The organism is Sarcina sp. DSM 11001 (assembly GCF_900101015.1).
Lineage (GTDB): Bacteria > Bacillota > Clostridia > Lachnospirales > Lachnospiraceae > CAG-791.
The window spans coordinates 27,221-51,449 of record NZ_FNFZ01000002.1; the positions used below are offsets into that span (position 1 = coordinate 27,221).

Here is a 24,229-nt window from a genome sequence, read left to right on the forward strand (position 1 = left end):
AAAACGGACCGGGCAGGAGGACAGCTGATTTTTTTTTTTGGGTCTGTGACGCTTTTTTATATTAGATGCTTTGTATAATGTACTTGGTCGAAATAGTATTTCTACCTATCCGGCTTCAGCCTGTCCTATATCGCTGAGGCTTGATATAGAAATGAAAGGAAAAAGAAACCAGGAAAGATGCAGCCATATGACCTGCGGCGAAAGACTTTTTAGCTTGGAGGCATCACAATAATGTCAATATCACCAATAACGCTGGAGCATTTGGAAAAACCCGAAGAACTGGAACAGCCGGGACGGAAAACACGATCAGAGAAACAGGTGCGTCTGATCAGGGCGAAGTACCGGACGCGGGAAAGTGGTTCGACACGATCAGCACAATTCCCGAAGCCGGCAAAGATCTCCAAAATCACTTGTAAGGCCCGCTTTGGACATCTCACTGTCCTTGAGCAGACAGACGAACGAAAGAACAGATATGTAGTATGGCGCTGTCGATGCGATTGCGGAAATGATTGCACGGCGGCAAGCCGCGAACTGAAAAGCGGCAGGGCAGTTTCCTGCAAGGATCCTTCCTGTAAATATTACGCAGAAGTAATGATAAAACGCTGCGGCCGGGAAGATTTCACAGGCCGGCGGTTCGGGAAGCTGTTTGTACTCGGTCCGGTTGCGGCAGATCTCGCTTCAGTATCTGGAGAGCCTGTCCAGAGCAGAATTAAGCGGGACGCGAACGGCCGGGTTCTTTGGAACTGCAGGTGTGACTGCGGAAATACCGTTGAGGCCACGAGTACGGAACTTAAATCAGGAAACAGAAAGAGCTGCGGCTGTCTCTCGCGTCCTCCCCTCTACGATTGGGTGGGAAAACGATTCGGCAGGCTGACGGTCACAGCCTATGACGGGAAACGCAATGGCTGTCATTACTGGAGATGCCTTTGTGACTGCGGAACTGAGACGGTGGTTTTTTAGACCAGTCTTCTGCGGGGGCACACCTCCAGCTGCGGGTGCCTTAACAGGTCTCTGGCAGAACGCCGGACTCTGGTCGACGGAACCTGCGTGGAAATCCTGAGGTCCGCACTTTTGAAGGGAACGATCCCCCAGAATAACAGCTCCGGAGTCCGGGGAGTGTACTGGCAGAAAAAACAGCAGCGCTGGTGTGCGCAGATCATGTTTAAAGGAAAGATGATCTACCTCGGGAGTTATAACACGATCGGGGAAGCCGCGATTGCACGCAAACGCGGCGAACAGAAGTACTTTGGAGGCTTCCTCGAAGAGTATGATGCCAGGATTACGGGGGAAGAGCAGCAGAGAGAGGCCGGGGAGCAGCAACTGCAGGATTGCTCTGTAGGGGAAGACAGATGCGGGTGACCCGGCCGGCAATGACAATATAATCAGTCTTGTTAAATGCAGCGGATAAAACATTGTAAAATCATTGTACAGGAAGACCTGCGGGTGAAGCCTTACAGAGACATGCTCACAGGAAAACACTGTAGAAGATACAATGTAAAAGAAACTCGGTAAATGTGTCTGAATTTGAAAGGAATTGGTGAACACAGCGACGACTGTAAAAACCACGGCAGACATCAGACAGCATAAGTTAAGCAGAAGGAAGCGCAAGTAAATATGAAAGCATTACTCCGAAGAATCAGGCAGATATTAAGGGACCGTAGAGTGCGCCGCATTTTCACGAGATTTGTGGGCACAGTTGCGGCCATTGTTGTCTTTGTGACAACGTATGCTTTGGTATTACCGGCCATTACAATGGAGGCAGAGGCGCTGTGCGGCATCGAAGCTCACCAGCATGATGACAGCTGCTACACGGAGAATCTGATCTGCGGTCAGGAAGAGTCCGAAGGACATCATCACACAGAAGACTGCTATACAGTGACTAAGGAACTGGAATGCCAGATCCAGGAACATCAGCACTCCTTGGAAAACGGCTGTTTCGATGAAGAGGGCAATCTCGTGTGTGAGCAGGAAGAGCATACACATTCGGATTCCTGTTATAAAGAGCATCGGGAACTGACATGTGGGCTGGAGGAGTCTGAAGGGCACCATCACACGGATTCCTGTTATGAAAAGGTGCTGACCTGCGGAAAGGAAGTCCACACCCACTCGGCAGCGTGCTATAAAACAGATTTGAAAATCGAGTCTGCAGCTGTGGCTTCGACCGGAGTGACTAGTGCTGCTGCTGTCCCCGATCTTTTTAACGAAGACATCTATTCGGAGGAGCCGGAGCATTCACAGGATGATCCCGCCGCAAACGAAGCTCTGGATGAACAGGATCAGACAGATGAGGATGAAGAGCATACAGATAAAGAGCGTGCAGATGAAGATGCGGAAAACGGGGATGCCTATATCCCTGAAAAAGAAGAGCTGGATTTCAACACTGTTCTGAACAGCCGGACGGGCATTTACTACCATCACGTGGCGGAAGATGAGGAGATTGAGGACAGCTCCGCTATTTCCGACTGGGACAAGGCGGACGAGGACACAGAACTGAACCGCGCGGATCTCATCCGTATGTACCTCAGCTATACGCTCCCCAGGGATACTGTTAACGCGACCAATGACATTGCCAGATACCGCCTTCCCGATAGTCTTCACCTGACGGACGAGCAGGTCGACGCGATCAACGAGTGCGAAAACGGAATATCTTCCCAGTATATTGAATATGACAGTCTTGAGATCACAGATGTCGAGCGCCACACCGCTTACCTGGGACTGGAATCTGTAGAAGGCACCCGCCGCCCTGGTGAAGAGCCTGAGGAAGACGACCAGGAATATATCAGCGCCACAGTCAAAGCTGAAAAGATCTATGACGAGGAAACCGGTGAATACGAGGGAACTGATCTGATCTTCACTTTCAGTCCCTACACCGTCGAAAAAAACGCGCATGCCTATGACAAAAAAGGACAGCCCACCAGAGCCGGTGAAGAAGTGACCGGCTGGCTGACCCTCGACTTCAACATGGGCCAGATCGACTGGGCGGAGGACAACACTTCCGAGATCATTTTTGCGGAAGAAGACCGGGAAAACAAAGTCTCTGAGATCAGCACTGTCCTTAAGCAGGCAGAGGATGATGATCTGGCAGCAGCTGGAATGACAGAGGCAGCTGCCGAAGACATGACTGCAGACGAGGATGCAGCGGATGCAGCGACAGAAACCGCTGCTGCGGATGAGACTGCGGAGATCGCAGCTCAGGATGCGACAGAGGAAGCCGCCGCAGCGGATGTGACTGCGGAGGAGACCGCTGCTGCAGACAATACTGTTGATAAAGCGGAAGAAGCAGGCACAGAGAAAACTGCTGCTGAAGCCCCCGATGATGAAAAGGATAAAAAGGAAGAGTCAGTGGCTGCCGGCTACCCTGCAGCTGTCTTTGACGACTCCATCACTGTCCGCTCCGGCCGCCTTGACAGCGACCTGGATGACACGGACATTCCGAAGAAAACCAAGATGACGGTCCACGTTGAGGCCGATGAAGGGACATTCCCTGAAGGTACCAGGATGGTCCTCAGCGCCGTCGAAGACCTCGACGCCGTGGCCGAAGCAGTCGGTACTGCCATTGACGCAAAGACCCGCGGCTTCCAGGCTGTCGACATCACCTTCTATGACAAAGATCCTTCCGAAGAAGACGCGAAAGAGATTGAACCCCTGAAACCCATAAGGGTTTCCATTAAGAGCGACGAGATCAGGAAAGCTGCAGAGGATTCCTCCACAGCTCCTGTTGTCGTGCACATCGAAGATGACAACACCGCTACGGAAGTTGAGGGCACTGCATCCAAAACTGACAGCGCCGCAATTGAGATCGAGAAGCCCGGCGTGGAAGCGGAAGTGACTGCTCCCGGAAATGACAGCGCGAATAATGAGGACGAGAGTAAAGACGCCGCGAATAAAGCCGGAGACAATAAAGACTCTGAGAATAAGGCCGCAGAGGATAAAGACAGGGAGGATGCGGCCAATGAAGATGCTGCCGACGACAGTACCGAAGGCGTAACTGGAACGAATGATGCAGGTGAAGAGACAGATCCTGCTGCCGACGACAGTTCTGAAGGCGTGACCGGGACGGTTGATGCCGCAGCAGGCGACGCCGTGAGCTTTGAAGCGGGTTCCTTCTCCATCTATGCCGTGGTCTATACCGTAGACTTCCACTGGGAAGTGGATGGAAAATTATATGATTTTAGTATTCCCGGGGGTGGATTTGTCAGCCTTGAACACCTGGTTGAGGCACTGGGTATAGGCACAAGTGATAAAGAAAGCACAAGTGAACACGAGACAGCTGCCAATATTGAAGAAGCAGCAGAAACAGAAGATCACCCTGCGCCCTGTGACGAAGCCATCAAGCTGAACGAGGTAAAAATCAGTGACACTACAAGGAAATTTGTGGCGGATGTAGAGAGGGTAGAATTCTCAGTCCCGGAGCTGGTATGGGTTGGAAAGGCTGATTCGGACAGCACAGTCGGAAGACTCAAAGAAGCCAACGAACTGAAAGTAGAATACAGCGCGGAGCTTACAGAAAAAGAGATCGGGATGATCAATGCACAGACGGTAAAGGCCGGGGACTGGGCTTTGATCAGTTTGCAGCCGTTCACGAGTGAAGAGGCGCTGACTGTGACTATGAAGGATGGTGAGACATTCACGATCCGTGTTACTGATGCGCAGATTAAGAAAACTGTAATTGACGCCAAAGGCGACACCTGGGTGATCACTGTGACTTATGGAGAGGATGCGAAGATCCCGAATGGGGCAGAGCTGAAAGTCAGAGAAATCCTTTCGACCGATGAAGAGTATGAGTCTCTCTGTAATAGTGCGGCGACAGAAGCCTGCAGTGATGCGGGAGAGCAAGGCATCGACATGCCGATCCTTTCCGGTGCCCGTTTGTTTGATATTGAGATTCAAAGTGAAGAAGGTAAGGTTGAACCTTCTGCACCTGTTCAGGTGAGTATCCGTCTTCTTGGCACGGCCCCTGCGGACCATACGTCCGTGGTCCACTTCGAAGAAGATGGAGCAAGAGTGTTGACGGCTCAGAAATATGAAATTCAGATGCCTGAGACCCGTAAATCTAATGTTGAGGCACCTGTAGAAGCAGCAGATGAAACGCAGGGGTCTGCTGAGAACAGATCGAATGAGACAGATGCTACTGAGTTAAGTTTTCAGACGGATTCGTTTTCCGTTTACTCTGTGGTAAATGTAACAAATATGAGCAGTCTCGTTGGCAGCGACAAAAAGTTTGCTCTGGTTAGTGGTATTGCCCATGATCCGGGAGCAACTACGGGCTATTCGGAAACGTGGGGACGAGATTATTTTACTCTTATCGTAAACGCTCATGCGTTATCGGATCAGTATGTTTATGATAATCAAAACAGAGTTGATGGTCTCCGGGTGGAACCTGTCCACGCCTATGAGGATGGGAGCATTTCCTATATCGGCGGCAATCCGGCTCAGTGGCAGTTTGAGAGTGCAAGGAACGGAAAGTATTATCTGTGCGTCGATGGTAAATATCTGCAGAGATTTAACAAAGGCGAGAATAACAACTACGGCTGGGAAGCCCGACTTGTCGAGAATAAAAATAATGCAACGCAGCTCAGCATCACTGTCAATAGCGATGGAACGATATTGATTTATGATGATCTCGGTGGGCAGGGGCAGCAGTATTATCTGCACAACGAAGGACCCAGCCAAGGCAGCGAGTTTAATTCCCGCATCTTTAAATTTACAAATCAGAACGTCAATACAAACTCTGCGGCATACCGGTTCAGGGTTTGTGAGGAGTCTGATCAATTTGAAAGCTTTGCTGCACGTAAGGTTTCCGTGCAGAATCTTACGGTCAATGACAGTTTCCTGATCTACCGCAAGTTCGAGGACAGCCAGGGTAAAGAGCAGCTGTTCGCGCTTGCAAGCGACGGTACTTTTGTACGTGTATATGACGGCGGTGATAGTGTCTACTGGCGTGAGACGGATAAAAACATCTACTGGAACTACAGGCTGGAAGGTAACTATTACACTATCTACTCTACTCTTCCGGGAACCGGCGAACCCGTTTACATCAATCCGATGTATTCGTCTGATCCTAAGCAGACAATCACAAGTACACCATCCGGTCTGACTCTTATCGGGAAAGATAATGGCGAGTACGGAACTGCGATCGAGAACTGGGATCAGACCGCATACGATTATGCTGGTCTGCATGTGACTGTCAACGCACAGGGAGAAGCAAGTTTATCTGCCGGTACCCGAGTCGGAGAAACGTCCGATGTATTCCTGTTCGCGGTTGCCAGCAGCATGCCCGGAGAGACGGCGGAAACGGTTGATACTGTGGACAGTGACAGCCTCGGTATCAAGATTACCATGTTTGACTATGGGAGAGCGAAGGGCAGTTATAGTGCCGGCGATAAACTATCTGAAATGACAGCTGTGGCGGGCAGTGCTGAATATACCCCTCATGCTGCGCATCAGCTTGTCAAGGCCTACCTTGAAAACGGATTACCTTCCAGCAAAACAAACGGTGCGATGGAGGGATTATTTACAGAGGGCGGGAGTGCAGTTACTGCATATAAAGAAAATGTGAATCATCTCTTCCTTCAGAGTTATTATGACGAGAATGGCATGTTCCGTTATCGGTCAGAGGATAACTATGCTTATCTGTCTTATGATCCTGATACAGAAAAAATAACGGGTACTGACTTTACGGTTTATCGTCAGGCAGCTACGCCGTACCCTTATGATTCCCAACCGGGTCATTCATATTATACGCATGGTCATTTTATGCCTTTTAATGACATTGATATGACCCAAAACGTTTCCCGTCTAATGAACCAATACGGGAATATGTACGATCTTGCCCATCCAAATGACATTATCGGAGAATTGCCTATTGGTGATGGTCGGACCTACGAGGATATCTATGCCACACAGGGTATCCCCAACTTCTACACGGGAATGAAAATGGAAGCCAATTTTACCCAGCTCAAAGACGGTAAGCTGGAGAACGGCGATCCCATGGTTTTCAAATTCACCGGCGACGATGACATGTGGGTATATATTGACGGTGTGCTCGTGCTCGATATCGGTGGTATTCACGAGCCCCTGAGCGGGACCATCGATTTTTCTACCGGCAAAGTAAGCAATCCGTCCGGATCCAGTCTTGCCGGAGAGAAGACGCTGTACGATATTTTTATGGCGGTGAAGGAAGCAAATGGAACGCCGCAGGAAGTAAAGGACAAGATCAATTCCATTACCTGGAAGGATGTGGATGGAAATGGAAGGCCGGATACATTCGCAGACTACACCAATCACGACTTTAAAGCGTTCTATATGGAGCGTGGTGCAGGTGCATCCAACCTGGATATTCAATTTAACCTGAAGGTCATGCATCCGGATGAATTCGTTGTTACTAAACAGATTCCCGACGGCGTTGATCCGCGGTTTGTCAACCAGGAGTACAAGTTCCAGGCGACCTTTAAGGACTACACAAATAACGACGAGATCAAACCGCTGTTCGTGGGGCAGAAATACGGTACACAGCAAGAGCTCATCGCCTGCACCAGCATCGTCTACAAGGACCGGAAGGATGAAAACGGCAATCCTGTCCCGGTAAATGTGGGTAACGATGGTTGTTTCACGCTGAAAGCCGGCGAAGCCGCTGTGTTTAAGATGGCGGACAAAAAGCTGCAGTATACCGTTAAGGAAGTGGAAATCGACTCTGTTCAGAAGACTGAAAAGGTTGAAATCAATGGACAGGTAGTAACTATAGCGAATGGAACTGCGGAAGCCGCCTATGCCCGGGTACAGGATCGCAGCCAGCTCAACTACAAGAACCACCCCTTCCTTCAGAACCTGAACATTATTAAACATCTCCTGCCTGAAGGCACCAAGGACGGGCCGGGCGATGTGTTCGAGTTCCGCGTGTATTTGGAATCCACTGTAGAGGTGGAAGGCCAGCTTATGCAGCAACTGGTGCCTTACTCCTATGGGCCGTACTATGTCACCAAGATTGTTGACGGTCAGACCCACTACTATACTTTGACCGGAACGAATAACGCGCCTGTGGATAAGGGAACGACTCCCGTGGTTTGCTCCACCACCGGCAGAAGCGGTTCGATAAACAGTATTCCTCCCGAATTCACCGTTGAGATTCGTAACCTGGCGGTGGGTACACACTTCTACGTCGAAGAGCGACGTGATAATATTCCGTCAGGATTTGTTTTTGATCATGAAGATTTGGTTGAAGGCACTTATGACGGTCAGACATTGGGCACTAATGAGGATATTATAAGTCGTATTATTGCGCGCGACGAAAAGGATCATCAGTCTTTTGACCCCGATACGGTCGGTAAGATTAAAAAAGGCGTGGACGCGCAATCCGAAGTGTTCAATAAGAAGGTCAGTGTCAATGTCCGGAAGCAGTGGCTCAAAATGAACGGGCAGCCTTATACACTTGAGCAGGCCCGTCAGCTTCCCGGCAGCCAGAGCGCGGTGATCACGGCGGAGCTCTGGAAGAAAAAAATCGCTGAGGAAACAAGCGGAGAGACAGATAACCCCGTCACTGTGACCTTTATGGTCAACACAACTGCGGATACAGAATATCGTCAGGTATCTGTTCCGGTTACGATAAAGAATGGTTCAACACTGGAATTCTCTCTTGGCGCCAGAGGAACAAGCCAAGCCCAGGAGATCCATAGTGAACCTGAGTACACTATTTCACGCAGCAGCGTAACATCGAACCCGAAGATCCATTACTCCAATGGACGCCAGAAGGATAAGTGGAGCAAATATACGATCAGCGGGATTACTGAAGACACAAAAGTCTATGCGACCTTCGATGCGGACAAGGTCGGAGATGACTTTGTCGGTCTTTACATCGCTTCGAAGGTGGATCCCGGTTCTTCTGAGACGCCTGTCGAGGAAAAGGTTGCTGATATCACCCTGAACGACGCCAATGATTGGCTGCAGCAGATCCCGAAGGAATCGGGTTATACCTATTTCCTGATGAACGTTGTTGAGACCGGATTGGAGGGACATGCCCACGAGTATACCTTCATTGACTCTCCAACGGTTACCACAGATGCAGACGGGAATCTCATTCTTGCGGTCGCGAATAAGTATCGCGAACCTATCAACGTCACCGTTGAGAAAGTCTGGTCTCCTGCGCTGACAAGTGAAGAAGAAAGCGATGCACATGTAATCGTTGAGCTGCATCGTTATGCCAAAAAGACTAAAGGTCTTCTGGAAGTCGTACTCAAAGACAACTTTGGAGCTCCGATCGAGGGGGCCGTATTCAAGCTGTATAAAGACGGCGTTGAACAGGAACAGACTTATACTACGGACGTTAACGGAAAAATAGCAGCCGGCAACCTGGAACCCGGGACATATAAGTTTAAACAGATCAGCACGCCGGAAGGCTACAGCATGTCCGATTCTGCCCCGCAGACTGAAGATTTTGTGGTGGAGGATAACAAGACCGCTCCGCAGGAGATGCACTGCGAGCTCCAGAATCAGGCACTGGAGACGAATGGTGTTGCAACGTTGACTCTGCTTGATAATAATGGTGCTCCTATCCAAGGCGCAAAGTATGAGCTGAGGAGGAAGGGAACGGAAGAGATTATTAAACAGGGGCTTGTGACCGATGAAGATGGCAAAGTCACGGTCTCACAGCTTAAGGCGGGAACGTACTATTTCTTCGAAACAGAGCCGCCCGCAGACTACAACCTTCCCAATGAATGGCAGGATACTGAATTTACCGTGTTGGAACACCCTGGGATCGTACAGACTTTCAACATCAGCATGGTCAACAATCTGAAGGGAAAAGGCTACGTTGAGATTACCCTTACCGGTCCTGACGGACAACCGGTCAGTAATGCCACATTCGAGCTGTACAAGGGCAGTGAAAAACTGACGGAAAGGACTACTGGCAACGACGGCAAGCTGACTTTCGGTAATCCCGAGAGACTTGCCGCGGGCACTTATGTTGTAAAACAGATAAGCACGGACGCCAATCTGCTTCCGGCGAATCAGCAGTCGTTCACGATCCAGGATAATGGAAATGCGAACCAGAAAAATGAGCTGACCTTTAGCAACTCATACAGGGGCATGGGTACTGCGACTGTAACCTTGACCAGGAAAGACAACAATAATCCTATCAGCGGTGCAAAGTTTGAGTTGTACAAAGATAGTGAGTATTTTATGGAAAAGACCACCGACGAAAATGGTCAGCTGGTTTTCGGTTCTCCGGACAAGTTACCTGTTGGGAATTATTACATTAAACAGATTTCCACCGTAGATGGATTGGACCCTATAGTAAACAATTGGCCTTTCGAAATCCTGGAGAATGGTAATCCGAATCAGACGTATTCCTGGAATGTTCAGAATGAGGAAAATGCCGGGAATGTGACGATTAAACTGTGGAAGAAGGGGGGATTCGGACAATGGAATTGGTCGTGCTTGAATACTTATACAGATTTAAGGCCAGGGCGTACTTATTCGTTTACAGCTCAAATTAATCAAGGGTTTAATATAGAACATCTTTGGTGTTATCAGGATGAATCTGATCACATTAACGCGGATTCTATATCTAATGGTCAAGTGACAAATTTGAATCCTGCCGGATGGGATGATAGTACGTATACCTATCATTTTACAATTACTCCGACAAAGGACAATTCGGTATATTCGTATGTATTATTGACGGATTGGGATGCAGGCAATATTAAATCTATGACCATGGATGAATCGAGCCGTCAAGCGGCAGCCCCCGCTTCTGGTCGCTCCCAGTCTCAGCAGGTCAAGAAACTAGCTGTATCAAAGAACGGTACACCTGGTTCTGTGCAAGATTCCGCTCAGATGGCTCAGGGCGTTCAGAACAATACATCAACACCAGATAGCGGCAACAAGAAGAGTTCCAGTGAATCCAGTAAAGGTTCCGCTCTGAGAGACGTCCCTCAGGTTGTCAGTCCTTCCAGCCCCCCCAGTGATGATTATATCGTGGACGCCAACTTTACGAAGACCTATAAAATCACAAAGGAGGACAACAATTGGAAGCATGTATTTGAGAATCTTGATAAATACGACAATGATGAGAATCCCTACTACTATTACGTTGTCGAAACAGAATGTGTACCGGATTCCTATCATGTAACATCTTATACCAACGACAATCTGACAGAAACCGGTACGATCACGATTACAAATCAAAGAGAGCTAAAAGGTTCCCTTTCTGTGACGAAGCAGACAAATGGTTTGGATTCTGCAGATGCATCAGGAAAGACCTATCAGATTGGTGTGAAAGATGTATCCGGGAATTACTACACATTAAACGGAGAACTTTCAGGAACAAGCCCATATTATGTAACATTCAATGCAAATGATACAAAGACCTGGGTGGAATTGCCCAAAGGGTCATATACAGTTGAGGAAGCAGATGCTGCGGTTTCCGGTTACACATGGTCCGTCACAGGGACCGGCAGTATTAGTGTGCTGGATGGAGGATCAGCTTCAGCAACGGTAATTAACACATATACCAAAAAATATGTGAATCTGGATATTCTGAAAGTTCAGAAAGATACAGAAACACCTCTTGAGAACGCAACGTTTAAGTTGTGGAAGATTGACGGCGAAAGCAGCAGCATAAGCAAAGACAGCACGACAGAACAGACAGTAACAACAAATGCTCAAGGTAAGGCAAGCTTCATTAATCTTACTGTTGGTTACTATATCATCACGGAGACGAATACTCCCGCCGGATATGTAATTACAGGAGATGATTCATTCTATATCGAAATAACAGACAGCGGAATAAGCTTGCTCACAAAGGGAGAAGGCACTCCCAGTACCTGGCCAAAGAATGCTGCTTCTTATGGTATCGTGAAGACATTTACAGCGGCAACGGCGGATTCAAATGCACAGGCGACAATTGAGAATGAACCTGGCGCAGCCCTCCCCAACACGGGCGGTCCCGGCACGTGGCTCTTCACGATCCTCGGCAGCATCCTGATCCTTGGATCGGGCGTGCTGCTGTGGAGACGACGGAGATTAATTTAGCACAAGGTTAACAGAGAAGTCAGTCACTTCGGTGGCTGGCTTTTCTTTTGGGGATGGGTTAGCATAACCTAACTGCCAGATATAAAATGACGCCGCCCGGGACTGTGCCGGACAGCGTCGGTGTGATTATTTTGGTTCGTTTACTTTCTCCTGATAGAGTTTCATCAGCCATGCAACACAAGCTGCCTCGTCGGTCTCTTTGATCGGCATGCCGTATGCCTGCATAACCGCACGGTCATTGTTCATATGAGCTTTGCGGAGCTCAGGCGGCATAAAAGTTGGATCGTACAAATCAGCCAAGCAAGAATTCGAATAAAGAAAGCGGGCATCAAGGATTCCCTGTGCAGTTTCTGCTATACGCTGCTTTTCCTTTTCTGCTGGCTGTGGCCATGGGAAATTATTGTACACAGAAGCCTGGTATCTGAAATCAGACTTTATTCTACCACAGACCACTCTAACCCAAGCCATATGAACATTCGATGTCAAAATACCAAACTCATAGAGCCCCAGATCCGGAATAATAGTACATGCATCACCGGCTATTATTTCAGGCTGTATGAATCCAAATGGGATATATCGCCTTGTCTGTGAAGAATGCCTTGGAATCACCAAATATGTGGACTTGGGCTGGCGTATCTGGCAAAACAGATAAGGAAGATCAGCCTTTTTCTTTACTCTGTCGATTTTACTTTCAGTTCTGAGTTGCCGGACACGTTCTATTCGCTCTTTTACTTCTGGAATATTTCTGATTTCGGACAAGTCGGCCTTATCCAGCCAAAGACAATATCGGGAGTACTGGCCGATCCGATCATGTAGAAATTCGTGAGCGCCAATGAAGGGTTTAATGTATTTAGCCAGGACAGGATACTTCGAAACCAGCGTTTCTCTTTCCTCTGCATCAAGGATGAAATTCCCATAATCCATTGGTTGAGAGCCTGTGGTCATTTTTGGCAACGAGCCCTGCGGCTTGTTTGTACGACTTTCAAGCCATACATCAGGAGCAGCAATGATATAAGGGTTGATATGATCAACTTCCGTCACATCCGAACCATCAAATAGCTTTTTAGGCTTCCGGACAGATCCGTATGTGAAACCTACAATAACACAGTGGACATGGGCTTTAGAACTTGCTTCGCTGTCCCAGATAAACGTCGAATAGGCGAATTGGATCTCCGCTTTATGATCGACAACGAGCTGTTTCCAGAAAGCGGGTACAGATTCTCCTTGGCAAATAGAGTTTGTAGAAACAAAGGCTGCAGTAATGTGACTGACAGCTGTCTCCATATACTCAATTGCTTTTTGATACCAGCAAATGACATAGTCAAGTTTGGATTCAGTTTCCCCTTTTCCAAACACGATAGAGATATCTTCTTTTTGTGCATTTGATCTGAGGTTGTGTCCTACAAAAGGAGGATTCCCCATGATATAGTTCAGCTTGCTCTTGTCCACCACATCATTCCAGTCTATCCGCAGGGCATTGCCTTCGACGATATACGCGTTCGTCTTCAGTGGCAGGAAATCCAGCTGCATGTGGACAATGTCCTCTGTCTCTTTTAGCATCTGGTTCTCGGCGATCCACAGTGCTGTCCGGGCGACCGTGACAGCGAAATCGTTGATCTCAATGCCGTAGAACTGGCTGATGGAAACCTTGATCGGAGAGAAGCCTTCATAGCCAAAGGTGATCTGGCCGTGGGTCAGCAGGCGAAGGATCTCGTTCTCCAGCTTCCGAAGCTGTAAGTACGATTCCGTGAGGAAATTTCCGCTGCCTGCGCTCGGATCGAGGAACGACAGGGATGCCAGCTTGTCCTGCAGGGCATGGAGCTTTTTCTCCTGCGTCCGCAGCACAGAGATGTTTTTGATCTCCTCAAATTCCGCCTTCAGATCGTCGAGGAAAAGCGGGTCGATGACTTTGTGAATGTTCTCGATTGACGTGTAGTGCATACCACCGGAACGCCGGGTCTCCGGGTTCAATGTGCTCTCAAACACCGCGCCGAAGATGGTCGGGCTGATTTCCGACCAGTCAAAATCATCACTGGCCTTACGGAGAAGCAGATCCATGATTTCATCAGTGAAGGGCGGGATCTCGATATCGTCGCCGTCGAACAGGCCGCCGTTGACATACGGGAATGCTGCCAGCATCTGATCGTCGTCCGCAAGATACGGATCACGGTCTTCCGGTTTCTGGTTCAGTACGCGGAAAAGATCCCGCAGCCCCTTACGGGCGTGTGCGGCATCGAACTGCTGCATATAGTCATGGAACATGCTCTTCCTGCCAAAGACTGATGCGTCCTCTGCGTAGAGGCAGAAGACGATTCGGACGCAGAGCTTGTTCAGGGACTTCAGTGTCTCCTCATTCTCCGGATCTTTACTGCTTCAGGAAGGCATCATAAAGTTGACCAACAAGCTCACCGGCCTGCAGGGAGATCTACATCTCGTCGGTAACTTTCCTGACCTCTTTGTTTACGAGGAAATCCAGCATGTGATATTTTGCAGGGAGATCGGTCAGTGTGATCTTGACCGGATCGGGCTTTACAGCATCGCGGTCATAGATCCAGATCTCCTTGAAATTGGATGTGATGATCCAGCGGGCACACTCACTGAAGGGCAGATAGTTATCATAGTATTTGGCTTGCTCATACGGCGTCATGCCGTTGTGTCCGGCCTGCGGTTTATCAAGTGCGATGCCCAGAGATTTCTGTTCGATCAGGACATGGGTCTCCGGGATATAGACATCAATTCTTTTTGTATTGCCGTCGCCGCCGACAACCTTCTTTTCAAAATCCACGCGTTCTGTCACGCGGTCAAACCCGAGGATGTTGGTCAGGATCTCGATCCAGTAGGAGCGGGCATCCTCATCCTCGCGGCCCTTGCCGTTCCATCGATAGAAAAACTGGCGGGCAGCTTCCCTTTGTTGTGCATCTGTCATTGTGGCTTTCCCTCCGATCAGTCGTCTATGGTCTCCATGATATCATCCAGGTGGACATGAAGGGCTTCACAGATTTTCAAAAGAACATCTGTGGTAATGTTTTCCCCTTTGCCCAGCTTGGAGATAGAAGCGCCGCTGATTCCTGCAGCTTCTTTCAGATCCATTTTTTTCATGTTCTTGTCGATCAGTAGTTTCCACAACTTGTTATAACTGATATGCATGGCGCTCCCTCCCTTTTAATCGTAGACCGCGTACATCATTTTATAGTGCTGTCCCTGTTTCATGATTTCAAAAATCTTCTTGAATATGGCCTTGCAGACATCCGGATCGGCGGATTCTTCGACATAGTGAAGCCCGTCGTTGAATCCGATCCGTTCAGGACTGATGTAAGCAAGCATGGACTGTGCAAGGTCAAATTGCTCCTTATCTTCATTGCCGAATTCATCAACGAACGACTATCTTGCCATTTTTATCCAGTGTTGTTAGAATATCTATATCTAAAAATATTTTTCGAACAATTTCTCGGTTCATCCGCAAGGTGACACGCACAAAAGGATAAAATGAACAACAGGATTCACGGGTCAGTCCCCATGAAAACAGGTTGTTTTTTCTGGTTATTCGGGATAATATGTCCATGTGTTGTCCTGTGGCTGAATGTATTTGAGAGGACAATACAGATTGTTGTGTTAGGAGCACTTTCCTTCACCCACAGCGACGGTCGCTTCAGAAGACCTTTATCAGAGGCCAGGTCTTCTGAAGTGACCGTTGCGGGTGTGTGGATACTGACTTCTTCGCGGAGACCTCACGGGGGATTGTCTTGTGTCATATGTATGATTCATAGCACTTAGTGCATTTCAATACGGAAATACCTTACACAAAATAACAATAGCAACAAGGTGTAGGTGCAACATGAGAAAACTTCTTGCCAAAATTCGGAAAATCCTGAAAGACCGCAGGACGAGGCAGCTGCTTACGCGCACTGTCAGCGTCACTGCGGCCATTGTCGTTTTTGTGACAACATATGCTCTGGTACTTCCGGCAATCACAATGGAGGCCGAGGCTGACTGCGGCATCGAAGCCCACCAGCACGACAGCAGCTGTTATCAAGACCGGCTGATCTGTGATATTCCCGAATCCGACGGACACCAGCATACTGCCAGTTGCTATGAGAAGATCTTGATTTGCGGCAAAGAAGTGCACACCCATTCCACGGAATGTTACTCTCCTGCCAATAATACCTCTTCTTCCTGGTCGACGGAGTCCGCTGCCGTTGCGGCAACTGACAGTGCTGCTGCAGGTATCACAGTCCAGACATTTATGGATGATGTGGAAATATTGGAAGACGACTCTTTCTCCTCTTCCACATTTTCAACTTCTTCTACCGCGGACAGCGAATCAGACGATGCAGCAGATCTGTACGCAACATTTTCGGAGGACATAGATGCTTCGGGCGGTGATGCAGCAGAAACAGATAATCAGCTGTCTGAAACTGCTGATTCACCACTGGTTGCTGATTCACCACTGGCTGATGATTCGCCATCATCGGTGTCCGATGCAAATGCGGCAACAGAAACCGATACGGTTATCAATACCGCTGACGGTGCAGCTACCAATGAGATTGCAGCAACCAATGAGACTTCAACAACCGATGATACAGCCATTACGAACCCTGATGCATTTTCAGCATCCGGGACATCCACAAGTACCGAGGCACCTGCAGTTTCAACCACATCTGCTGCATCTGATACATCTGCAGCCGAACCCGCAGCAACATCTTCTACTGCCTCTGTGTCTTCTACAGCTTCCACAGCCTCCACAGCCTCCACGGCTGCCGGAGCTTTTGAGGAAGACAGCTATGTTCCCAGCCTGGATCCTTTGGATTTCAGCCGGATCCTCACTACCGACACTGGAATTTATTACTACCATGTGGAAGACAAAGACACCGCTCCCGAGAATTCAGGAGACATAAAAGACTGGAAACCGCTTGACGAAGACACTGTTTTAGATCCGGCAGATATTCTCCGGGTCTATTTGGCATACTCTATTCCCGCAGGAAGTCTCAATGCAACAAATCCCGTTGCCCGCTATCGCCTGCCTTCGAACCTGCACCTTTCAGAAAAACAGGTGGAGTCGATAAATGCCACCGTAAACGGCATCGCCAACCAGTATGTCAGCATGGACACTCTGGAAATCACAGATTCGGAGAAATATAAAGAGTCGCTCGGTGTTGAGGCGATAGAAGGAAACCGCATCCCTTCTGATGACATCGAAGAATACTTCGAAAAACACCGGGAGCTGGATGGGCAGGAATACATTTCCGCGACCGTCAAGACAGAGGACGTGTACGACGTCGATGAAATTACCGGTGAGTATGGCGAATACCTGGGGCAGGATCTCATCTTTACTTTTACCGACTATACCATCGCGAAAAACCGCCACGAATATAACAGGAACGGACAGCCCACTAAAGCAGGCGAAAAAGTCGACGGCTGGGTATGTTTTGATTTGAAGACCAGCCAGGTGGATTGGATCGAAGTCGAAAAAGATATCCAGATTGATGAACAGGAGGCTGACGGTGTAGAAGACACAGAATCAGTCAGGCAGGGACTGAACGAATCAGAAGATGGCGACAACCAGAAAGAGGATGGGGCGGCTTCGGAAGAAAACAAAGAAAAGGCGGCGTCAAATTCAACTGCTTTAGATTCATCAGCTTCAGCTTCTGCTGCTTCAGATTCAAATTCGTCACATTCTGGTGCAACAGATTCCTCAGATTCTGAAAGTATGGATTCAGAGGCGGCGTCAAAAATAACCAAAACAAGGACCGTCAAAAATGAGGCAAAAGTTGTATTTGCAGAAGAAGTCAAGGAAGATAAGAAAAACGATATCGATGGCATCGAAGAGATCAGCACGACTCTGACGATGGAGGAAACGGTCATCGATGGGCCAGAAACACCTGCGGAAACTGATCATTTAAATGATGAAAAAGAAATAATCAAAGAAACTGACAAAGAAGATAAATCGGATACAGATTCAAATACAGGCATAAAGGCTGAAACTAAGGATGAGTCAGAAGAAAACAATGTGTCTGAAGAAAATAAGGCGTCAGAAGAAAACAATGTGTCAGAAGAAAATGCCTCTTCAGATAAGACTGCCCGAGTTACACCGGAAACACATCCGGCAGCTTCTTTTGAAGAGAGCCTCACTGTTTACACAGGAAGATTAAACTCCGACACTGAAACCGGAAAACTTCCTGATGACACCAAACTGACCGTCAGCGTGTCGGCGGACGAATGCACCTTCCCCGCAGGTACAACCATGAAGGTGTCCGCAGTCACTGATGACCAGATGGATACTGTTGCAGCCGCAGTCGAAAGTGCAGTGGCCAGCGATGACACCGTCAGCAACAGGACCCGGGGATTCCAGGCTGTTGATATTACCTTCTATGATGCGGACGGAAACGAGATCGAACCCCTGAAATCCATCAGGGTTTCTATGAAGAGCGATGAGATCAGGAGAGCGGTTGAGGACGAGACCACCGCTCCCATTGTTGTGCATGTAAGCGATACCTCAACTACAGAGGATAAAGCTGGAATTGATACTACAGATGAAATTGATACTACAGCTGAAATAGGTGATATAGATGAAACCGGCAGAACCGCTGAGATCAGCCGAGACGATGATGATGAAAATGCTGATAAAAATGCAAATGATAATAAAGAAAACACAAATGAAAATGAAGAAAATACAAATAAGATTGAAGAAAATGCAAATGAAAATAAAGAAAAGAACAATGAAAAACCTGGAAAGGAGACTACTGATCTCATTGCCACAGTGATTGAGACATCCACAGGAGAAGAAGCAGAAAAAGACGCTGACCTGACCTTTGAGGCAGGAACGTTTTCCGTATATGCGATAGTTTATACAGTGGACTTCCATTACGAAATAAACGGAAAAATGTACGATTTTTCACTTCCTGGGGGCGGTTTTGTCACTTTGCAGCAGCTTGTGGAAATACTTAGTATAGCCAACAATGATACATATAATGAAAATGCGTCTAAAGCAGAGGAGAATAACGAGAATTTTCATACGGAAGATGACGAATACAGCGCAGGGAAAGTGCAGAGTGTAGATGATGGTGCATATGGGAAAGAAAACAAAAAAGTTGACAATGTAGCAGGGGTGCATGGGACTGATAGTAAAAGTGCGGGCGATGGCTCTGAAAATAATATTGCTGATACAGCTGATGCTGAGAGTACTGCATACGAAAAAGCTATCAGCCTGAATAATATGTCAGTAAGCGAGAAGACGAGAGAGTTCGTTGCGGACGTGATGAGTGTGGAGCTTTCGAATCCTGAGCTGATTTGGGTTGGTAAAGTTGAAGAGGCTGTCACAATAGGAGAATTGAAAAAAGCTTACGGTCTTCAATGTCAGTACAGCGTGGAACTGACTGAGGAACAGATATCAGAGATTGACGAGAGCACAGTTGAAGGTGGAGACTGGGCTCTGATCAGTATGCTTCCGTTTACTAGTGAAGAAACACTGAATGTCACCATGAAAAACGGAGTTCAGTTTACGGTGAAGGTGACGGATGACCAGATCAGCAATTTTGATTCGCTGGTCAATAATGAAAGATACGTCCTCTACATAGACGTCAATGGCACATATTATGCTCTTGACAATACAGGAAACACAGTCCTTGTTCCGGACAATGATTTGGACATACTTCCCAGTGAATATCTTTGGAGATTCTCCTCACAGGAGAATGGCTCCTATCAATATGACAATGCCTGCAGTTGGCTGAGTGGAGGTAATTATCTTGACGTTTACTATACAGACAAGGAGAAGCCTGTAGTCAACTCAGCAAATTCTGATAACTGGATTCCAATTGTAACACTGATCCAGCATGGTGACGGATTTTATTTCCGAGATCTGAACCCGGATCGTTTAAGAATGGACCAATTCTGGAATACTTACTATCAATGTCGTTTTTTGAAAGACAATTATGATTCTGACACGGACACGCACAATCTCCAGACTGTTTTTGGGAATGAGTATTATTACGATTTTTGGGGGGGACTCCATGGGAACCCTTATAACGGGGCAGCTGTCATCCATGTCTACAAACAGGGGTCGGCTTACACCGTAAAGACCCAGTCTAATGATGAGACGTTTGGCCATGTGAGATACACGCACGATACTACTAATGAGCAGACATCTGCATCGCATACATCTATAGAAGTTTTGACGGAAAACAATGTCGAGAAGAATAAGGCTGTTCCCGGCAGCTTTACTGCTGTTCCTGAAAACGGATACAAGTTCACAGGGTGGGAGATAATCCATATCAACTCATGGGATACCTGTGAAGTTACGGACTGGGGCCCCGGCGCCACGCGGGAATCCGCCACGATTCAGCCGACTGTCAACGGCAATCTCATCCTGCAGGCAAACTTTGCTCCGGAGAAGCTCTATCCGTTTACAGTAACAACCAATGATGAGACCATGGGTACAGTCGGCGGAGGGAACAAGGAAGGCTCTAATGTGGCAGGCCAGAATACCTTCACATCTATCTCAGGGGTTGTGATTGATGGAACGGGATGGAATGCATATGCATTGAGTGCCGTACAGAAACCACTGCATAAATTTGTCGCGTGGGAGCTGAAGAATGCCAATGGCGTAGTGGTTCAAACTATTGGGAATGACACTATTCCAGCGCATTACTTTGAGCTTACAGAGGATGGCATGACCCTCACGGCAATATTCCGGATAAAGACCGAGACGGAGATTGATGAGGGAGATATCGACACGCTGCTGGGTTCTTGGAAAACGGACATGACCAGCGACTTTGTCGGAGTTGATAAGACTGCGCATGTTCATGATCCTGAAAATCGTATCTATGAAATCGATTTGAGCGCATCCTCCGGCAAATGGGCAGTGGAGAATAATATTAATCTGGATTTCATCACAGATACCTCACGGTCAATGTATTTCCCGGCAAACCTGGAATATGCAAAAGGAACTGAAGAGGCAAGTTCCTGTACGAAGCTCAAGAGCTGGCTGAATGATAACGGCACAATAGGCGAGACGTATTATGTCATATCGTCTGATAATACTGCTACCATGTACGCAGTCCACTATGAAGATGGAGAATGGAAGTACCGAGATGCATCGTATTATTACTATTGGAAAGGCGAAAACCGGACCTCAACTCCTGTTCCAGATAGTTTGGGTCTGTCAAAAACAATAACAGGTATAATTTATAAATCGAGAACGGCACCTGCGTCTTACCAGGCTCATGGAGGTGTGCCATCCTCTTTGGAGGAGTACTGGTCGCGACTGGATTATCTTTATAAGGCGGTCATGACGGCTACAGAGACACTGAAAGCAATTGATCCGCAGGCTGCGGTCCATTTAACAACATTTAATAAACAATCATTTAATAATGGATGGATTGTAAAATCTACAGATTCTCCGCTAACGGAGGAACAAATATTCACCAGCAGCTTAACGGGCGTTACTCTGAGCGGAGGTACACGTCAGGACGAAGGCCTATATACCTCCAGAACGGGAGAGGATCGGACCGGCACAAGTGGAGATGGTCCAGGCCCGGGTACGATAGAAGGAGTTGGTACTGGCGAGAACTGTGCATTTGCTGACAGCAGTCACAGACATTTTGCAATCCTCGTTACTGACGGCGCTCCGAATGGCGCGACATGGGGCAGCGAAGACAATACTGCATACAATACAATTTTCGGTCAGGCAAAGCGGTTAAAAGATATTGAGGATGATAAACATAATCCACTTACATTAATGACTCTGGGCATAAGTTTGAACTTTGTAAATGAAACGGACAGAACTAATCTGCAACGTATATCTTCCAGTCCTTATTCTGACAAGTATGCAAAAGCAGCAAACAACGGCGGTCAGATTGTAACGGCTATCGAACAGCTTGTGGAAAGCATGGCCTGCAAGGCCGCTATGTTCGGAACTGTGTCCGATACGCTGGATCCCGCTTTCTACCCTGTGAAAGCTGACGGAACTCCCATCACACCTGGTTATTACACGATGGATGGAGACTCTTACAGCCCAGCGGCAAATGACACAAACGAGTACTGTCAGTGGAGCAGAAACGGCGATTCCTGGACGGTCACTTACTATAACCAGACTTTTAAATGGCCTGAAAGAGATGGCAACGGTAACATTACCACAAACGGATGGGAACACGCTTTTTATGCCAAGGCAAAAGAAAACTTTATGGGTGGGAATGCCATAGAGACTAATTCTGTAGGCAGTACTACCTTTACCGGGACTCACACCATTTTAATAGATAGCTCCGGAAATGTTCGGCCAGATACGAAAAAGGAGGTTGTAGATAATTTAAACCAGGCGAAACCCATTACCAAGAGCGACATCCCGACACCGCATGTCAATGTCAAACAGCTGACCCTCATGGAGAACAATACCGAGTGGAAGGTTTACGTTCAGACGGGGGTTGAGCCCCTGCCCCAGATCAAAGCTCTGTATGACAATATCTTGGTTCAGGAGGTCGTTGACAGCTCTTCAGAGCACATGATCACGAACAAATCTGCCATGCTCTTCAATCCTCCTAAGGAAACCGACCCCGAGACCTTCTATTTGAAGGATGTGTTTGGGGATTCAACTACTATAGACTGGACGGTGCTAACCGCAGCCAGGGAGGAAGGTGAGCCGCCTGCTTATGTGGACTTGCTTTACAATAACACAGACCTTAATTATGGTCATACCACTGGATACATTCGCGTGACACTGACAAAGGAAGGAGATACTGCGAATTATGATGATCATTTGACGAGCAGCAATCTGAACGATGTTGAGACCTATGTATTGTCAGCGCAGTTCATTCCTTATACCGCGAGTGAGATGATCGATGCGCACGGGGAGGAGACGGACACGCATGACCATTTGTATCATACTACGTCGCTTCAATCACCCGGTGTGGAACAGTTGAGTGGTAAACCTTCAGAAAACACCCACATAATCGATCTGTTCGTACGAGGTCTTGGTATCACCAAGACAGATGAAAACTTCGCACAGGGATTAGCGGGAGCTGAGTTTACGGTATATCGCCCCGCTACAGCAGAGGAAGTCGCAGACAGTGAAAATGAGATCAAGACATTTGAAGGTGATTCCGGCAATTACATCTTTGACAGAAATCTTTCTTTTGATAGCAATGGTGTCGCATTTGTAAACGGTGTTCAATCACTCACTGCTCCCAGAACCACATACTATCTGGTTGAAACGAAAGCCCCGGACGGGTATGACCTGCGTGCTGACCCCATCCCCGTTGTGCTGGAGGTCACGAACGAGTATACCCCGCTTCCTGTCGCGAAAGGAGAACAGCCTGTTACACAGAACACGAAACCTGAGTCTGGAATGTATAACTGGGTAGAGAAAGCCAGCCTTAAAATGGTCTCTGACTATGGGATTTTGCGTACAACTGGTTCTTATGATCCAACAAATCCAGACACCGTGTATGGTCATGATGCAGAACCCACTTCTGAATACGAAGTAATGTATTACCGAATTTCTAATAACCCGGGAGTTGAACTTCCAGCCACCGGCGGTTCCGGCACAAACCTCATTTACATCCTTGGTTCCATACTGACAAGCCTTGCGAGCGTAGGGCTCGTGATGAAACGGAAAAGGAGAGACAGAAGTGCTGCAGCGTAAGAGCAACCGAGGACCGGCCCCCAATTCACATAAGAATTGAGTGGTAATTCAGCTGAAACTGCGTGTCTGATCTACGAAAAAATGAAGCAAATGTGCAAAAAGTTGATGACTTTTGGCGCATTTGCTTCATTTCTCAATTACTGTTTATCAGGAATACCGGAATCTATACGAGCCCTATTTTTCTTTCTGATTCTATTCTCAGTAAAAAGTCCTTTTGAAATCCCGATTTTAGATGCAATGGTTTTGACAAGGACCATCTTAAATCTCATATGACATAAGAAAAGCTCCAAGTGAATAACGAACAGAAAACAGAGCATTGAAGATATCTTCATCGCTCTGTTTTTTGTTCGCTATTATCATTATGGAAGAGTGGCGTAGTGAGCAGCTTGACTCAGTAATCACTGTTATTGGGTGTAATGAATATTGTTTATGACGGGACGGGTGCTTGCTTTCAATGAAGCTTTCAGACTATACTTCCTGCTCTTTGTGACGGTTTTTTAGAGGATGATTTGATAGACTCTATTTAAATAGGTCTCTATGACCTTTTTTGACTGTGAATGGATCTTTGAC

8 protein-coding genes are annotated in these 24,229 nt (G+C 47.6%); 4 read left to right on the forward strand and 4 right to left on the reverse strand.

Translation table 11 applies throughout. The features are described from left to right. Positions 1–231 precede the first annotated feature (231 nt). The 3 genes from BLT02_RS01150 to BLT02_RS01160 all read left to right on the forward strand — a co-directional run bounded on the left by BLT02_RS01150 (position 232) and on the right by BLT02_RS01160 (position 12,027). Positions 232–960, forward strand: coding sequence for a hypothetical protein (locus BLT02_RS01150; protein WP_139187349.1), 729 nt, complete (start codon positions 232–234; stop codon positions 958–960). Positions 961–1,071: 111 nt separating this feature from the next. Next, the gene (locus tag BLT02_RS01155; protein ID WP_175453628.1) at positions 1,072–1,359 is read left to right on the forward strand and encodes an AP2/ERF family transcription factor; all 288 of its coding nucleotides are present in this window, start codon (positions 1,072–1,074) and stop codon (positions 1,357–1,359) included. A 255-nt stretch (positions 1,360–1,614) separates the two neighbouring features. Then, on the forward strand, positions 1,615–12,027 hold the full coding sequence (locus BLT02_RS01160) for a SpaA isopeptide-forming pilin-related protein (RefSeq protein ID WP_139187351.1): 10,413 nt from the start codon (positions 1,615–1,617) through the stop codon (positions 12,025–12,027). 126 nt (positions 12,028–12,153) lie between these two features. On the opposite strand, the gene BLT02_RS01165 is transcribed toward BLT02_RS01160, so the two are convergent. The 4 genes from BLT02_RS01165 to BLT02_RS17030 all read right to left on the reverse strand — a co-directional run bounded on the left by BLT02_RS01165 (position 12,154) and on the right by BLT02_RS17030 (position 15,351). Beyond that, positions 12,154–14,370, reverse strand: a complete 2,217-nt coding sequence (locus BLT02_RS01165) for a class I SAM-dependent DNA methyltransferase (protein WP_347474857.1) — start codon at positions 14,368–14,370, stop codon at positions 12,154–12,156. A gap of 82 nt (positions 14,371–14,452) precedes the next feature. Then, positions 14,453–14,953: a type IIL restriction-modification enzyme MmeI gene (locus tag BLT02_RS17665; protein ID WP_242869664.1), complete on the reverse strand. Its 501-nt coding sequence runs from the start codon at positions 14,951–14,953 to the stop codon at positions 14,453–14,455. Positions 14,954–14,970: 17 nt separating this feature from the next. Next, on the reverse strand, positions 14,971–15,174 hold the full coding sequence (locus BLT02_RS01170) for a helix-turn-helix domain-containing protein (RefSeq protein WP_092991035.1): 204 nt from the start codon (positions 15,172–15,174) through the stop codon (positions 14,971–14,973). 15 nt (positions 15,175–15,189) lie between these two features. Beyond that, on the reverse strand, positions 15,190–15,351 hold the full coding sequence (locus BLT02_RS17030) for a hypothetical protein (protein ID WP_175453629.1): 162 nt from the start codon (positions 15,349–15,351) through the stop codon (positions 15,190–15,192). A 919-nt stretch (positions 15,352–16,270) separates the two neighbouring features. On the opposite strand from BLT02_RS17030, the gene BLT02_RS01175 reads away from it, so the two are divergent. Continuing rightward, positions 16,271–23,659, forward strand: coding sequence for a SpaA isopeptide-forming pilin-related protein (locus BLT02_RS01175; RefSeq protein ID WP_175453630.1), 7,389 nt, complete (start codon positions 16,271–16,273; stop codon positions 23,657–23,659). Positions 23,660–24,229: the final 570 nt, after the last annotated feature.

Coding starts and splice junctions, on each gene's coding strand:
- BLT02_RS01150 (WP_139187349.1), top strand. CDS start 232: ATGTCAATATCACCAATAACGCTGGAGCATTTGGAAAAACCCGAAGAA.
- BLT02_RS01160 (WP_139187351.1), top strand. CDS start 1,615: ATGAAAGCATTACTCCGAAGAATCAGGCAGATATTAAGGGACCGTAGA.
- BLT02_RS17665 (WP_242869664.1), bottom strand. CDS start 14,953: ATGACAGATGCACAACAAAGGGAAGCTGCCCGCCAGTTTTTCTATCGA.
- BLT02_RS01170 (WP_092991035.1), bottom strand. CDS start 15,174: ATGCATATCAGTTATAACAAGTTGTGGAAACTACTGATCGACAAGAAC.
- BLT02_RS17030 (WP_175453629.1), bottom strand. CDS start 15,351: ATGCTTGCTTACATCAGTCCTGAACGGATCGGATTCAACGACGGGCTT.
- BLT02_RS01175 (WP_175453630.1), top strand. CDS start 16,271: ATGGATGATGTGGAAATATTGGAAGACGACTCTTTCTCCTCTTCCACA.